Raw genomic sequence first — 15,391 nt, 5'->3', positions numbered from 1 at the left:
CTTTCGAAAGCGCTAACCACTGGCTGGAGTATCCGATAAATTAAACTCATAACAATTTTAAAATAGTTTTTAAAACACATTGCGCTGGCTCTTTCAAATCCCTTAGAAAGTTGCTGCAAAGCTTCTTTATTATGTCAGATTCTCTCTAGCCTGCTCAAATCCCTGTAATAGAAAAAGCTGAGCCATTTTTTAACGGCCCAGCTTTACTGATTAAATTATTAGTGCAAGGTAGTCTGCTTACTTTTCAGCTTGAACTGCTTGTCTTCTTTCCTCGATTGCCGCTTGAACTTCTACCATTTTTTCCTTGTCAAGATCATAGAACTTCATGGCAACAAGTGAAGCAATCCAGGCAAACATCAGCATGCCGACGAACAGGAACATGGTTACCCATAAAATGTTGCTGCTGTATGGTGTGCTTACGTCCGGGAATACGGTTTCAAATCCGATAAAAGCTAATGTGAAACCGATAATGGTCTGACCGAAAGACGAAATCATTTTATCCACAAATGAAAAGATGGTTCCCATCACACCTGGTGCATAGCGCCCGGTTCTGTATGTTTCATAGTCAGTGACATCTGGAATCATTGGGATAACCAACCCACCGGACAATACTCTGACTCCATTACCTACTACATATAGTGATAAGAATGCTAGTGTCATGAAGCCTAAGTTATTCATTGAAATCTGAGTTGGATCACCCAATACTATGAGCAGGAACATTCCGGTATAAGTAATCATTGACAGCCAAGTCGCGCCAACATACCCTTTTTTGGTTCCGAATTTTCCAGCTAAGCGTGTGCCGAAAATAGCGATTAGAATATTGGGAATGAGCATGATGCCTGAAATAACACCAAAGAGTCCGTAGTCTCCAATAACAATACCGAAAAGCATAACCATAACAATGGAGTTGCTTGCAATTGTCTGACCCAATTTATCAGTGGATGCAGCAACAATCAGCATCTGAAGCGGACGGTTTCCTTTAATGATTTCCCACATATCTTTAAAGCCAATTTTTACTGATTTACCTGTTCCAAAGAATTCTGTACGGTCTTTTTCCCAGATGCCGATAATCGCCAGTGTTGTCAGCACACCGGATATAGCAATAATCGTTAATGTAAATTCTGCAAAGAGCGCTGCATTGTTGAAGGTTCCGTACTTTGGTACCAAATAGTTGGACAAGTACATCGCTGCACCTGCAAAGAAAAGAGCGGTCATTGAAATATCAAAAGTTGAGAATAGTGGACGCTGCTCAGGGTCATTAGTTAAAACAGATTGCCCTGATTTTGTTACAGCAGTCTGGAATGTATAGCCAATGATATAAATGACATACAACACAATAAAGTACGGTAAACGCATCGGTTCAGGAACCAGATGGTTGGTAAAAAATAATAGCAGAACAACGGCGGTCATTGTCAGGTAGCCACCCAGCATGAATGGTCTGAACTTACCGTATTTCCCATCTGTCTTGTCAATCCATAAACCGATAATCGGATCTGTAATTCCATCAAATATACGACTTCCTGTAATCAACGTAGAAACCAGAACAGTTCCCAATCCCACAACACCAGTCGCAAAGTAAGCGACGTTCATCATCAGAAACATAAAGGCATTCGTTGCTGTATTATTCGCTGCAAAGAATCCCATCTGCCAGACTTTGGCTCGATTAAAATTCTTGGGGTTATCTGCTTTCGATAAAACTTTCGCTACTGCTTTTGCCTTAACTTCCTTTTGTGTTACATCCATCATTAACACTCCTTTTTTGTTTTTTTACCCGAATAGTCATACAACAAGAAATGTAAAAGCGCTTTCTTGTTTGTATACTAGTATATTAGCATATGCGTTTAATACTGTCTACACTTTTCGAAAACCTTTACATTTGAAATTTTATTTCTAAATTATCAATTAATATTTCTATAAAGGTTATAAAGTTACACTTATTCTTTTATGCACAGCAGTTATATGTGAACATTTTGTGGCATTTTCGTGAATAAATTCACATTAGATTGCTTTTATCTATGATCCCATCGAAATATAGAGCTCTTTTCTACTTATTTCTCTAATTATTACTTGTTTTGATATATTAATATACATAGATTCCTGTGGAATTATATACGCTCCCTTCCTCTTGAATGGTTATTCTTTCTAGAACCCACTGCCCCCTATTGTATTCTAGACACAAAAAAACGACTCCCTTATTCAGAAGTCGTTTTTTCTGTTTATTTACTTTTGATTAGCTATATAGCTTTCCAGTCTGCTGACACTTGGCAGGCCTTCATTATCTCCTGCATGCTGAACCTGCAGCGATCCGATTGCGTTGGCAAAGACGGCTGCTTCTTCCCAGGTTCGACCGGATAAAAAGCCATGAATGATACCTACAGCAAAACCATCCCCGGCCCCCACTGTATCCACGATTTTATCCACTTTAAAGCCTTTGACGTTGACAGTTTCCTTGTCTTTCGAAGCGACATAGGCACCGTGCGCACCGCTTTTAATGATGACAGCCTGCGCTCCTCTGGACAGATAGAATTGAGCAATGTCTTCAATGTTCTCTGATCCTACTAGAACTTTTCCTTCCGCTACTCCCGGCAGCACAACATCTGCGTAACTCGCCAGGTCATTGAGTACAGATATCATTGTTTCTTCAGACTCCCAGATTGCGGGTCTCAAGTTCGGATCAAAAGTAATGAAGGTTCCAGCTTCTTTTGCTTTTTTCATCAAGTAAAAGATTGCTTCCCGGACTTCGACACTGACCGCAGGCGGAATGCCTGTTATATGCAGGAGATCCGCAGAAGCGACATCAATGGACTGAATATCTTCAACTGACAAGGTCGTAAAGGCGCTGCAGCGGCGGTAATAGGCAGTAACCGGATCCCCCTGGCTCACTTTATTCTTCAGCATCAGGCCTGTTTCATATTTGTCAGAAAACAGGACATGGTCCGTATTCATTTTTTCCCTCTTCAGAAAATCAACGATGTGTTCACCGATAGGGTCCTGGCCGAGTTTCGTCACATATGTCACTTCGTGTTCCAGTCGGGACAAACCGATACCGACATTGACTTCCGCACCGGCGACTGACCGGTTAAAGCGGTAGACATCTTTGACTTCCCCATATTCCTGAGCTCGAAACAAGCCCATTGCTTCCCCAATTAATACAACTTTAGCCATTTTGCACATCCTATTTTAAACTGTCATATTTGTCTACAAATGCTTTTGCCTGTTTCTTGACACTCCTGTACCCTTCTGTTTTCAAATCTTTTGTAAGGGCACTTCCGATGCCTACTGCCCAGGCACCATTATCCATCCACTTATCCATATTATCTAGGCTGACACCGCCAGACGGCATCATTTCCACGTGTGGAATGGGACCATGAACATTCTTGATGAATGCCGGGCCTAAAATTCCGCCAGGGAATACTTTGACAACATCCACACCTAAAGCCATCGCACTGGCTACTTCCGTAACTGTTCCACACCCTGGCAAATAGGGTACGCCATAGGTATTGCAGACTGTCGCAATTTCCGGTACTAAATTCGGACTGACAATGAACTCAGCTCCGGCAATAATGGCGATGCGTGCCGTAATGGCGTCCATAACTGTTCCTGCTCCTACGACCATATCCGTATCGGCATATGTTTTAGCCAGTGCCTTGATGGACTCATCCGCCTGAGGAGTCGTGAACGTCACTTCTATATTTTTTATGCCACCTTCGTAAACAGCCCCAGAAATTTCAGTTGCTTCTTCGGCAGACTGTCCGCGGATTACCGCAAATAGATAATTCTCTTTTAACTGGGATAAAATATTGTGTTTTTTAGTCATAATGTCCTCCTGTTTAACATCTCATATATTAGTATAACGCTTTCTTTCTTAAAGCTCAATATCAATTAACGTGTTAAATTTAGGCCAGATTAACTTTATTCGGTTTTTGATTCATGGAGATGGATATGCTCGACTACTTCCAAAAGCAAGTTAATCTGCATCTGAATAGACTGTCCAATGGTTGTATCTTTTATAAGCTTGCGTTTAAGCTTTCCATCAATTATATGCTTGAGAGACGTTTCGTCTTTTCCATTTTCAAACAGCTTCCTTACAGAATTGAAAGGCTGATGTGTCACTATTTGAAACCCATACGAATTATTAGTTAAAGAATAACCTGCAATACCCGTCGCTTTCTGGTATGCCTCATTCATGCCTCCATCGATAACGACTAGACGCCCGTTTGCTTTAACTGGACTTTCACCTCTTCGAACTTTAATAGGTGTATGTCCATTAACTATTTTAGATTCTCCATTATCAAGATTGAACGCATGTAGAATGGCGTCGACTACACGGTTTTCTTCTCTTAAATAGAAATATGGATTACGTTTTTCCTTATGGGTAGCTTCATCATTAATATAATACCGTTCAAAGGTAGTCATTTTGTTTCTGCCGAACAATGGCGATCGATCACCTGCCCAGGCATACCAGAGTAAGTCTGTCGGGTAATCATCACTAGTATCGGGAAGTTTGGATGCTTTTCTTACATACGCATCAAATGTATCCAGAAGTTCCTTTCCTGCTACCTCTTTGCCTTCGATTTCAAAGGACTGGAAATTTCCCTCTTCATCCAGTGGCAGACAGCCGTGAAAAAGCAAATGATCATTATAAATAAGATACATACTCCCTTTTTTCAGCAGGAACTTAGTATAGTCTATTATCTTTTCCGACCTCTGGAAGCTATCCAGCAAAGTACTGACAATATGTTCTTCTTCTGCCGATAACTTAGCAGGGTCTTCTTTATTGAGCTGACCATAGGGAAAATCCTTCAAAGGATAACGTTCCCCTTCTATTTCTACAGTATGGTCATTTGGATTTACAGTAGCCAGTAACAGCCTCTTGGACATATTGAAGTCCGGACGTCTTCTGATTATCTGTTCTTCAAGCTTGAACTGGATGACAGCCAGAGCATGATGAGCTTTTGTCAGAAGTTCCTCGCTTTCTTCTTTCAGTAAGTTTGATATCTTCGTGCTTTTCGGTCTAAAGGCATCATTCGCTTCATAATGTTCTTCAGCATATAAAAATAAGGGGCGTAAATTTAACCCATATGCCTGCTCCAGTTCGAACAGATAGCCGTACCGTGCAGCGATTCGCAGAAGGGTGATAAGGTTCGCTTTTGATCCGAATCGTGCTCCCATCCACAATAAATCATGGTTCCCCCATTGAACATCCACAGAGTGGTGTGACATCAGTCTGTCCATTACAAGGTTTTCTCCGCTTGAACGGTCAAATATATCCCCTACTAGATGGAGGTGGTCTATAATCAGACGCTGACTCACTTCACATAACTCAATGATAAACCGTTCAGCCTGATTCAAATCAATCAGTCGATTCAAGATATTTTTATAATACAAATCCTTTTCCCGTTGTTTTAAATCTGTATACAATAATTCTTCGATGATATACGTGTACTCTTCAGGCAGAGCTTTTCTCAGCTTTGAGCGGGTATATTTAACAGCACAGAAACCGACAAACTCAATCAGATGAGTAATCGTTTCACTATACCATTCTCTATTTTTCAAATGCATATAGTCCGGGTGGTTCAAAGCATATTGCGGGTAACTGACAAGCAGATTAAACCGGTTCTTTTCTTTTTCAGTCCACACGTCGCCATACAGGTTCTCGATTTTTTCCTTTACATTACCTGCTCCGGTACGCAATATATGATCGAACGCTTCTGAAGATCCGTGAACATCAGAGATATAAAGTTCCGTTCCCTTTGGTAGATTCTGAATAGCTTCTAAATTAATTAGTTCAGTATAGACTGCTTCAGGTGTCGGATATTTTTCTTTGAGTAAATTCAAATAATTTTGGTTCATTCTTTTCCTCCAAGTAGACAAAAAATGACTATAAGATAAAGGTATTCTATTTGAAAAAATAAGGCAACCCTCTTTTCAGAAAGTTGCCTCACTTCATCCACCTGTCTTAAACGATATGAAGAAGAAAGATGATACATTAGACGAGGACTGATTTATTTGTAGTGGTTATTACACACCGGAGTAGGCATTGAAGCCACCATCAATGGGAAGAACCACTCCATTAACAAAGCTTGATGCTCTTGAATCGGTTAGGAATAGCAGTCCGCCAATCAGTTCATCCGCTTCGCCGAATCGTCCCATAGGTGTGTTGTTTAAAATTTTATTGGCACGTGGCGTTGGTTCGCCGTCTTCATTGAAAAGAAGTGCACGGTTCTGGTTACTGACAAGGAAACCAGGTGCAATGGCATTGACACGAATCCCAACATGTGAGAAGTGTACAGCGAGCCATTCTGTGAAGTTGGAAATTGCTGCTTTCGCTCCTGAATAAGCCGGTATTTTAGTTAAAGGAGTGAAGCCGTTCATGCTTGAGATATTCAAGATGCTTGCGCCTTCTCGACCTACCATGCCTTTAGCAAATACTTGTGTCGGCAGAAGGGTTCCTAAAAAGTTCAAGTTGAACACAAAGGAAATACCGTCCTGGTCCAGGTCGAAGAATGTCTTCATGTCTTCAAGACCTTCCGTTTCGTGGAATTCATTATCAGTCGTTGCACGGGGATTGTTTCCGCCGGCACCATTTACTAAAATGTCCACTTCTCCCAGGTCATTTACGATGGCATCGTGAGCAGCCTGAATGCTTTCTTTTTCAAGAACGTTACACTTGTAGGCGCGTGCTGTTCCGCCTGCTTCATTGATTTCGTCTGCAAAGCCCTGTGCAGCATCTTCATTCAAGTCCAGAAGCGCAACTTTTGCGCCTGCTTTGGAATACTCTTTTGCAAATGAGGAAACGAGTACGCCGCCTGCCCCTGTTAAAACAACTACTTTCCCAGTGAAATCATGTACGTGTGGATTTGTCATGTTTTTTCCTCCTATTTTATCAGTGCCTTATTTGCTTGCTTTTTTTACAGCTTCATACAGACCATTCAGGTAGGTTGCACCAAGTGCGCGGTCATAGAGACCGTACCCCGGCTTGCCTGTTTCGCCCCAGATCATGCGTCCGTGGTCAGGACGGATTGCCCCTTCAAAACCATGGTCGTGCAGCGCTTTAACGACTTCGTACATATCGATGGATCCCATTTCTGACAGGTGAGCGGACTCTTCAAAGGATTTACCTTCACCTGTCAGTTTAATGTTACGGGCATGCATGAAGTTGACGCGGTCTTTTTCAAGCATGTCTTTCAAAATAGCTACAGCATCATTTTTCGGATCCGATGCATATGAACCGACACATAAAGTGACACCATTATGCTTGGAATCATAGAGCTTGATGAAACGGTTTAGCGCATCGCCATCTGTGATGATTCGCGGCAGGCCGAAAATACTGTAAGGAGGATCATCCGGGTGAATAGCCATTTTGACATCTACTTCTTCAGCGACTGGCATGATTGCCTTGATGAAGTACTCCAGGTTTTCCCACAACTTCTCTTTATCTACCTCTTTGTATTCATCCATCAGCTGGTTCATCTCTTCAGCTGTATAACTTTCATCCCATCCCGGTAAAGAAAGCGTGCGTGGATCCATTTTGTTGACTTCTTCTTCATCAAAAATCAGAGCATGAGAACCGTCTTCCAGTTCATAGTTCAAGTCGGAACGGGTCCAGTCAAAAATTGGCATGAAGTTGTAGCAGACCACGGGAATGCCTTCCTCACCCAGGTTGCGAAGGGTCTGCTTGTAGTTTTCAATGTATTGGTCACGGCTCGGTTTACCCAGTTTGATGTCTTCGTGAACTGGCACACTCTCGATAACGGACAGTTCAAGTCCTTTATCTTCCACCGCTTTTTTCAGCTTTCTGATATTTTCTAGCGGCCATACTTCACCAACTGGAATATCATAAACGGCTGAAACAATTCCCTTCATGTTTGGAATTTGACGAATATAGTCTAACGATACCGGATCACTTTCTCCGTACCAGCGAAATGTCATTTTCATAATTCTTTTCCTCCTAGTGGTCTTCACTCTTTTTTATTTTTTAAAGTAGTGGATTGCGTTTTTATAAGATACATTTTCAATCAGGTTTTTGAGCAGACTTTCCTCATTCGGGAATTTACCCGCTTCGACTTGTTCACCGACGAAATTACATAAAATACGGCGGAAATAGTCGTGACGTGGATAAGAAACAAAGCTGCGTGAATCAGTCAGCATGCCGACAAAATGCATCAGCAAGCCATGGTCTGCCAGAGTTTCCATCTGACGGAGCATGCCCTGTTCAGTATCATTGAACCACCAGCCGGCACCAAATTGAACTTTCCCTTTGATTCCTTCTTCGTTAGGCTGAAAGTTGGCGACAGAGCTGGCAACAATATGGTTGTACTCTGGATTCAAGTTGTAGACGATTGTTTTAGGCAGCTTACCGGTGTTATTCATACTGTTCAAAAGATTGTTCAAGGCATAGGCCACGCCGGACTGGTCATTGATGGAATCAAAGCCCGCATCCGCTCCAATTGCTTTGAAGGCCTGGTCATTGTTGTTACGAATTGCACCAAAGTGGATCTGCATAATCCAGCCGCGTTCAGCATACATGGCAGACAAATCTGTTAAGAGACGTGTCAGATACTGCGCTTTTTCATGAGTGGATATCTCTTCATTTGAAAGGGCCTTGTTGTAGATAGCATTGATTTCCTCATCGCTTGCTTTTGCATAAGCCAGTTCTGTCAGTCCGTGATCAGAAATCAGTGCACCACGTTCGTCAAAGTAGTCGACACGTTCTTCCAGCAACTGAACCAAATCTGAATAACTGTCTGCTGATTTCCCAGTAGCATCTTTCAGCTTGCTCAGGAAAGTCGTGAATTTCTCTTCCCCGATTGCAAAAGCTTCGTCTGGACGGAATGATGGCGCAACTGTTACGTCGAAGGAGTCATCTGCTCGTATTTGCTCGTGGTACTCAAGTGAGTCAGTCGGATTATCCGTTGTACCGATAAACGTGACGTTAGAATTGGTCACAAGTTTCTTGGCAGTCAAGCCCTCATCCTGAAGCTTGGCATTTGCTTTATCGTAAATATCTTTCCAGTTCTCACCGGACAGCAGGTCTTCAATACCGAAATACTGTTTCAGTTCCAGCTGAGTCCAGTGGAACAATGGGTTACCAACCGCTGTATGCGCGGTGTTTGCCCAGGCTTCAAACTTTCCTTCTGGAGAGGCACTACCGGTCACTTTGTCTTCGGAAATGCCGTTTGCGCGCATGGCACGCCATTTATAATGATCACCGGCAAGCCAAAGCTCAGTTACATTTTCAAACTGGTGGTCTTCAGCAATCTGTTGCGGATCCAAGTGACAGTGATAGTCGAAAATCGGCAAGTCCTTCGCATAATCGTGATAGAGGTGTTTCGCGGTATCGTTTTGCAACATGAAATCATCATGTATAAAAGTCATAAGATTAGTTCCCTCTTCCTTTAGGTAGTTTTGTCAGTTTTCTGTTGATTTTCTTAAGCACTTGAGGAGTCAAGGTTTCCTCGTCCATGGATGCCAGCATATCCAGACTCATTCCGGACATCATTTCATACATGGGTGACTCTTCCATATCCCCGAAGATAGCTGTCAGAACAGCTTTCGTTTCTTCATTAGCCATCAGGTCAGCAATTTTATCCCGTGTAGAATACACATCATCGGTAATAACGACGTCTTCATCATCCGAGTCGCTGTCGTCTTCTGAATCCGGCATGTCAAACCAGTTGGAAACCAGCCCGCCTTCTCCGGAATCTGGTACCTGGTAGTAATCCTTTAACTCAGCTGATTTTTCGAATACAGCCTGGTCAGTATACTGATCATCTCCAATAACCTGAATAAAGTTTTCATTATCTGTCAGGTCTACTGAACCGAACACCACAAGATTGTAGTCGATTTCTTTAGACCCCACTTTTTCTCCATTCACTATCAAAGTGACAGACTGGCAGTTTGTATACACTTTAATCGTCGTCTGTTCGCCAGCTCGCTCGACGTAGCGCTTTCCAGTGATATGAACGAAGGGTTCCATTGACCAGCTCGCCTTATACATGTAAAAAGCATCTTTTCTTATCTTACGGTCATAAGTAATCAGGCCTTTATTGTTACGACCCTTCACACCACCTTCATCACGAATATTCGCGCCGAAGTCAAACATATTCCAGACATAAGTTGCCCATAAGTAAGGTCTCTGTGAGAATTGCTTCCATACTTTTTCATGGTAAAGGGCATGGTACTCTTCCGTATAATCTTTAACTTTCGGATCATCTGTATGATACTCAATGATTCCCTCAGCGCCATATTCCGAGATACTCAGCGGTGTGTCGGGGTTTTTCTCATGGAAGGTATCCATCCACGGGCCGAAATCTTCGGATTGACCCATGTACCAGCCGTAATATTTATTGTAGCCCACAATATCAGTCATGTAGTTGAATTCATCTTCATCATCAACAAACATCACGTTAGCCTGTGTTGTCAATCGACTTGGGTCTTCTTTTTTAGTTAGCGCATTCAACTCTTTGACAAGGTCTCTGACTTCCTGTCGTTCCCCGCCAATCTGAATTTCGTTCTGTACGCCCCAGAACAGGATGGAGGGGTGATTGTAATTTTGTCTGATCAACTCAGTCATCTGGCTGACAGCATTCGTTCCATCCAAGTCTGTTTTGGACATCCGTGAAATAAATGGAATCTCTGCCCAGACAACCATGCCTTCTTGGTCACATAAATCATAGAAATACTGGTCGTGCTGGTAATGAGCTAAACGGATGGATGTCGCGCCGACTTCCTTAATCAGTTCCATGTCTTCTTTATGTTCCGCTTCAGTAATGGCCCAGCCCATATCTTTCCTATCCTGATGGCGGGATACACCATTCAGCTGTACGCGCTTGCCGTTCAGGAAAAAACCTTTCTGCGCATCCACATGAAAGTAACGCAGTCCGAAGGGAATAGACAGTTCATCAATCGTATCGTTGAATTTCTGTACACTGACCTTAGCCGTGTAATGGTATGGATTTTCTATCCCGTTCCATAAGTTCGGCTTGTCTATTTTGAAAGGCAGGGATACAGCTGCCTGACTATTAGGCTCAAGAACACATTCTTTTGCTCTGGATGAAATAATCATCCCTTCTTCATCCACTATATCTATCCACAAACGGACTTTATGAGCGTCTTCTTTTGTGTTCGCCAGTTTCGTTTCGACTTCAAAAGAGGCTGAAGCATCTTTCACGTCTTTTTGTTTAATATAAACACCTTGAGAACCGTAATCCATCAGATCAATATGAATGGGATTAACAGTAAGCAAGTTGACTTTACGGTAAAGCCCGCCATAAAAAGTAAAGTCTGCCATTAAAGGATACACGTCTTCGAATGGTGAATTATCGACTTCCACCAGCAGGGTATTCGTTTCACCAAACTCAAAGTACTCGGTCAGGTTGAATCGGAAAGTTGAATAGCCGCCTCTGTGTTCACCTAAGTGATGACCATTTATATAGACGTTCGCTACACTATTTGCTCCTTCGAACTCAATGTAAACGTCCTGGTCACTTTTCTCCACAGGCAAGTAAAGGTCTTTTTTGTACCAGCAGGCCCCTCTGTAAAAATCAAAGCCATTCGCCCCATCAACTGCATTCCACGTATGAGGCAGTGTGGCTTTACTCCATGTGTCAGTCAGGTTAACATTTTGAGGATTAACTTTTTCCTTTGTAAAGTTCCAGCTTTCGTTAATTGGACTAATCGTTCTCATTATCCATTCCTCCACTTTTCAGCTTAGTGCCGATTTAAATTCTTCTATAAGCATAGTCTGATAATCCTGATCAAATGAGCCGGCCAACAATCGTTCTTTAGCATCTGTTTTCAACCGTTCCCAGGACTCGGTCTCTTTACCGACTACAATCGGATAGTAATGAACCCCATTCTGTTCAGCTGCATCCAAATCTCCGGGAGCATCACCAACCATGACAATCTGGTCTGTTGACTCATAATACTTTTTCAACTGACTGATGCAGTAGGCCTTAGACCCAGCCTCTTGTCCCAGCATCACTTCAACGAAAGGTGCCAAATCGTGTTTTGTCCATTCACTTAATACTGCTTCACTGTTTGCGGATGAAACGATGGCGATATCAGCAACTTTACTGATTTCAGCCAAGCCTTCTTTCACCCCGTCAAAAGGACGGTCCTGACCGGATAAGCCTTCTATACATTTGTTTACTTTGTTGCTCCACTCTAGAGCAAGTTTCAGTTCTTCGTCATCTGTCTTGTCAATTTCGTTCTGAAGTGAACGGTTGGACAGTTCGTCTGTTTCTTCCGTCCATTGTTTCACGCGATGTAATAGAGGCACTTCAAACCCTTTTTCGTGTGCAACTTCAAAAGATAACACAAGGCCCTTGAAGCGGTTGATGCCACGTGTCATGGAAAACAGATTAATGTCATTCCAGATTGTCAGGAAGTCTTCTTTGATTGTCTTTACTCCAAAAACATCTACAGCTCTCGGTCCAAAACAATGAAAATGCTTAATGTCCATAGTATCAATCGCACAGCCGTCACTATCCACACACACAAGATAATCATGTTGTCTCTTAAAATCTTCTACTCTATTTTTCACACTGTTCACCTCAACATTTTTATAAAACTAATATACTAGTATACTAGCATGAAACCCCTTCACATACAACTCTATTTTAAGATAAAACTCGATTAATTAAAAACTTTGTCTATTTATTTAACTATTTCCACAGTTACTGCATTTATCCTCCTGTTAATCCAGTCCCCTTATCTCTAGTTATTTCTTCTGCTGAGCGAGAACTTCATCCTTCTTATCCTGAAGATCATTTTGGATGGTCAGCATCTTTTCTTTATCCAGATCGTAAAATTTCATAGCCACTAAAGAGGCTATCCAGGCAAACATCAGTACCCCGACATATAAGAACATGGTTACCCACAAGATATTTTCTGAATACGGTGTATCCACATCCGGGAAAATCTGTTCAAAGCCGATGAACGCCAGTGTAAAGCCAATAATCGTCTGTGCAAAAGATGAAATCATTTTATCGACAAAAGAGAAAATCGTTCCCATAACGCCGGGAGCATATCGCCCTGTTTTATATGTTTCGTAGTCTGTTACATCAGGAATCATTGGAATGACGAGTCCCCCTGACAATGTGCGGACACCGTTACCTATGACATATAATGTAACGAAAGACAGGGTCATGAAGCCCCAGTTGTTCATGGCAATCGTTGTCGGATCCCCTAAGACGAGCAGAAGGAACATTCCGGTAAAGGAAATCATGGCAGCCCATGTAGCAATAATGTAACCTTTTTTAGTCCCTAACTTGGAAGCAATACGCGTACCGAAAATCGCAATAATGACATTAGGAATGAGCATGATGCCGGACAGAATACCGAACAGACCGTAATCGCCAATGATGATTCCAAACAACATAACCATAACAATAGAGTTCGTCGCAACCTGCTGACCCAGTTTATCAGTCGATGCAGCAACAACCAGCATTTGAAGCGGACGATTACCTTTCAAAATCTGCCACATGTCTTTGAAGGTAATTTTTACCACTTCACCTGTACCGAAAAATTCCGGGCGGTCTTTTGTCCAAATACCAATAACTGCCAGTGCGGTTAGTACCCCTGAGAATAGGATGAAAGTTAAGGCGAATTCATAAAATAAGGCTTCAACATTCCAGCCGCCATATTTTGGAACCAGATAGTTTGACAGATAAATGCCGACACCGGCAAACAGAATGGAAGTCATTGAAATATCAAATGTTGAAAAGAGTGGACGCTGCTCAGGGTCACTTGTAATAACTGACTGCCCTGACTTGGTCACTGCTGTCTGAAAGGTATAACCGATTATATATAGCGCATATAATAAGATGAAATAAGGAAGTCTTATCATCTCAGGTACCCGCTGGTTCGTAAAGAACATCAATAATATAACCGCTGTCATTAGCAGGTAACCACCGACTATGAAGGGCCGGAACTTTCCGAACTTCCCATTCGTCTTATCAATCCATAAGCCGATAACCGGATCCGTGAATGCATCAAACATACGGCTTCCTGTTATGATAGTTGAAACTAGTACTGTACCTAAGCCCACGATACCGGTTGCAAAATAGGCTACATTCATCATCAGGAACATGTATGTGTTCGTCGCTGTGTTATTTGCAGCAAAGAAACCAATTTGCCAGACCTTCGCCCGGTTGAAATTTCGTTTCTTATTATCTGTTGACTGTACCCTTGCTTCTCCTTTTGCCTGATTGGTTCTATGTCCGATTGCCATTTTATTACTCTCCTTTAGTGCATAGTTGTCTATATAGTAATGCCGTATGAAACCGTTATCGTTTCTCTGTTAAAGAAATAAAAGCGGTTTCTTTAACATGTATACTAGTATACTAGCATGCTTCTTGTTATAAATCTATACCGTTGTCAAAATTCTTTGAAATTTCTTTTACCTTTAACTCTCCAGACTGTTTCAGCTTCTTCACTCTTTTCATTTAGCCGCTTATCTTTAATAAGAGTTGCCATATCTCACGCACCTATCACTTTTCTCCGGCAGTTTCGGTCAGAATCTTGAGACTTTCGCACCTTTACATTTCTTTACCGTTTCTGCCAGAAAAAAATCGGGATGGTTTTCGATAATCTCTATCTGATCCTTTTCCATAAAGTTAATGTGGTCTATAACGAGTGCCTTCACTCTTTCTGTATTTTTTGCCTTTACTGCCGCAAGCAGTTCCTCATGCTCCTCAAGAATACGATTATAGTCAAAAGTAATATCCTTCAGGTGCAGCCATCTGAAGCGGTCCAAATGCACACTGAGTTCTTTTATCCAGTCCCATACCTGCCCTTTGCCTACTAGCTCATAACATGTCTGATGAAACGCATTGTCGAGGTCATGGTACCTGGAAATATTGCCGCTTTTAAACTCCAGTTTTTGTTCCTTAAGTATTGCCAGCAGACTTCTCTCGGACCGTTCATCAAGTATGGCGGATAGTTCAACCATGACTTCTTCTTCAATACATGCCCTGACAAATCTCGAATGTTCAACCTGTTGGATGTCTATCCTTGAGACATATGTTCCGGATTGGGGATAGGTAAAGAGCAGGTTCTGTTTCTTCAATTGCTTAAGTGATTCACGGATGGGCGTACGACCGACTCCCAAAATTTTCACAAGACTAGACTCGGATAGTTTCTGTCCCGGATAGAAATCTGTTTTTATAATCATGTCGTTTAGCTTTTCGTATGTCTGATCTTGAATTGTAATATTCTTTATCATTAGTATACTCTCCTCTACAATAAATATCGCTGTAACTTTCTGGTGATTAAATCTGACTTTAAACCGCCCGGATGATAAGGCTTTCATTATGTATTGAACAAAACGAGATAGTATATAAAACCATCTCGTTTTCTCAGGAAGAACACAGCCTTTAATTCAGTT

11 protein-coding genes are annotated in these 15,391 nt (G+C 42.0%); all 11 read right to left on the bottom strand.

Annotated elements, in window-relative coordinates:
- Window positions 1–237: 237 nt before the first annotated feature.
- Window positions 238–1,743 (bottom strand): MFS transporter, encoded by a 1,506-nt coding sequence (locus tag ACYVLS_RS06245; RefSeq protein ID WP_460322519.1) that lies wholly within the window; start codon window positions 1,741–1,743, stop codon window positions 238–240.
- Window positions 1,744–2,220: 477 nt separating this feature from the next.
- On the bottom strand, window positions 2,221–3,165 hold the full coding sequence (locus ACYVLS_RS06240) for a sugar kinase (protein WP_460322517.1): 945 nt from the start codon (window positions 3,163–3,165) through the stop codon (window positions 2,221–2,223).
- Between the two features lie 10 nt (window positions 3,166–3,175).
- Entirely contained in the window at window positions 3,176–3,817 is a 642-nt protein-coding gene (locus tag ACYVLS_RS06235; protein ID WP_460322514.1) for a bifunctional 2-keto-4-hydroxyglutarate aldolase/2-keto-3-deoxy-6-phosphogluconate aldolase, read from the bottom strand.
- A gap of 95 nt (window positions 3,818–3,912) precedes the next feature.
- Window positions 3,913–5,853 carry a fructose-1,6-bisphosphatase gene (locus ACYVLS_RS06230; RefSeq protein ID WP_460322512.1) on the bottom strand — a complete coding sequence of 647 codons (1,941 nt, stop codon included), beginning with the start codon at window positions 5,851–5,853 and terminating at the stop codon, window positions 3,913–3,915.
- Between the two features lie 168 nt (window positions 5,854–6,021).
- Window positions 6,022–6,867: an SDR family oxidoreductase gene (locus tag ACYVLS_RS06225; protein WP_460322510.1), complete on the bottom strand. Its 846-nt coding sequence runs from the start codon at window positions 6,865–6,867 to the stop codon at window positions 6,022–6,024.
- 27 nt (window positions 6,868–6,894) lie between these two features.
- The gene (gene uxuA / locus ACYVLS_RS06220) at window positions 6,895–7,938 is read right to left on the bottom strand and encodes a mannonate dehydratase (protein WP_460322508.1); all 1,044 of its coding nucleotides are present in this window, start codon (window positions 7,936–7,938) and stop codon (window positions 6,895–6,897) included.
- Window positions 7,939–7,971: 33 nt separating this feature from the next.
- Window positions 7,972–9,378 (bottom strand): glucuronate isomerase, encoded by a 1,407-nt coding sequence (gene uxaC, locus ACYVLS_RS06215; protein ID WP_460322505.1) that lies wholly within the window; start codon window positions 9,376–9,378, stop codon window positions 7,972–7,974.
- 4 nt (window positions 9,379–9,382) lie between these two features.
- A complete protein-coding gene (locus ACYVLS_RS06210; protein WP_460322502.1) occupies window positions 9,383–11,689 on the bottom strand; it encodes a glycoside hydrolase family 2 protein in 2,307 nt (768 codons plus the stop codon).
- Between the two features lie 18 nt (window positions 11,690–11,707).
- The gene (locus ACYVLS_RS06205) at window positions 11,708–12,547 is read right to left on the bottom strand and encodes an HAD family hydrolase (protein ID WP_460322499.1); all 840 of its coding nucleotides are present in this window, start codon (window positions 12,545–12,547) and stop codon (window positions 11,708–11,710) included.
- Window positions 12,548–12,724: 177 nt separating this feature from the next.
- Entirely contained in the window at window positions 12,725–14,236 is a 1,512-nt protein-coding gene (locus ACYVLS_RS06200; RefSeq protein WP_460322496.1) for an MFS transporter, read from the bottom strand.
- 282 nt (window positions 14,237–14,518) lie between these two features.
- Window positions 14,519–15,229, bottom strand: coding sequence for a GntR family transcriptional regulator (locus ACYVLS_RS06195; protein ID WP_460322493.1), 711 nt, complete (start codon window positions 15,227–15,229; stop codon window positions 14,519–14,521).
- Between the last annotated feature and the right edge of the window lie 162 nt (window positions 15,230–15,391).

The organism is Alkalibacterium psychrotolerans (assembly GCF_054784355.1).
Note: the sequence above shows the minus strand (reverse complement) of the source record. Positions and strands in the feature narration are given on the sequence as shown.

What these genes read in the sequence shown, in the direction of transcription:
- uxuA (WP_460322508.1), bottom strand. Translation starts at nt 7,938, where the DNA reads ATGAAAATGACATTTCGCTGGTACGGAGAAAGTGATCCGGTATCGTTA.
- ACYVLS_RS06230 (WP_460322512.1), bottom strand. Translation starts at nt 5,853, where the DNA reads ATGAACCAAAATTATTTGAATTTACTCAAAGAAAAATATCCGACACCT.
- ACYVLS_RS06225 (WP_460322510.1), bottom strand. Translation starts at nt 6,867, where the DNA reads ATGACAAATCCACACGTACATGATTTCACTGGGAAAGTAGTTGTTTTA.
- uxaC (WP_460322505.1), bottom strand. Translation starts at nt 9,378, where the DNA reads ATGACTTTTATACATGATGATTTCATGTTGCAAAACGATACCGCGAAA.
- ACYVLS_RS06210 (WP_460322502.1), bottom strand. Translation starts at nt 11,689, where the DNA reads ATGAGAACGATTAGTCCAATTAACGAAAGCTGGAACTTTACAAAGGAA.
- ACYVLS_RS06200 (WP_460322496.1), bottom strand. Translation starts at nt 14,236, where the DNA reads ATGGCAATCGGACATAGAACCAATCAGGCAAAAGGAGAAGCAAGGGTA.
- ACYVLS_RS06240 (WP_460322517.1), bottom strand. Translation starts at nt 3,165, where the DNA reads ATGGCTAAAGTTGTATTAATTGGGGAAGCAATGGGCTTGTTTCGAGCT.
- ACYVLS_RS06245 (WP_460322519.1), bottom strand. Translation starts at nt 1,743, where the DNA reads ATGGATGTAACACAAAAGGAAGTTAAGGCAAAAGCAGTAGCGAAAGTT.
- ACYVLS_RS06235 (WP_460322514.1), bottom strand. Translation starts at nt 3,817, where the DNA reads ATGACTAAAAAACACAATATTTTATCCCAGTTAAAAGAGAATTATCTA.
- ACYVLS_RS06195 (WP_460322493.1), bottom strand. Translation starts at nt 15,229, where the DNA reads ATGATAAAGAATATTACAATTCAAGATCAGACATACGAAAAGCTAAAC.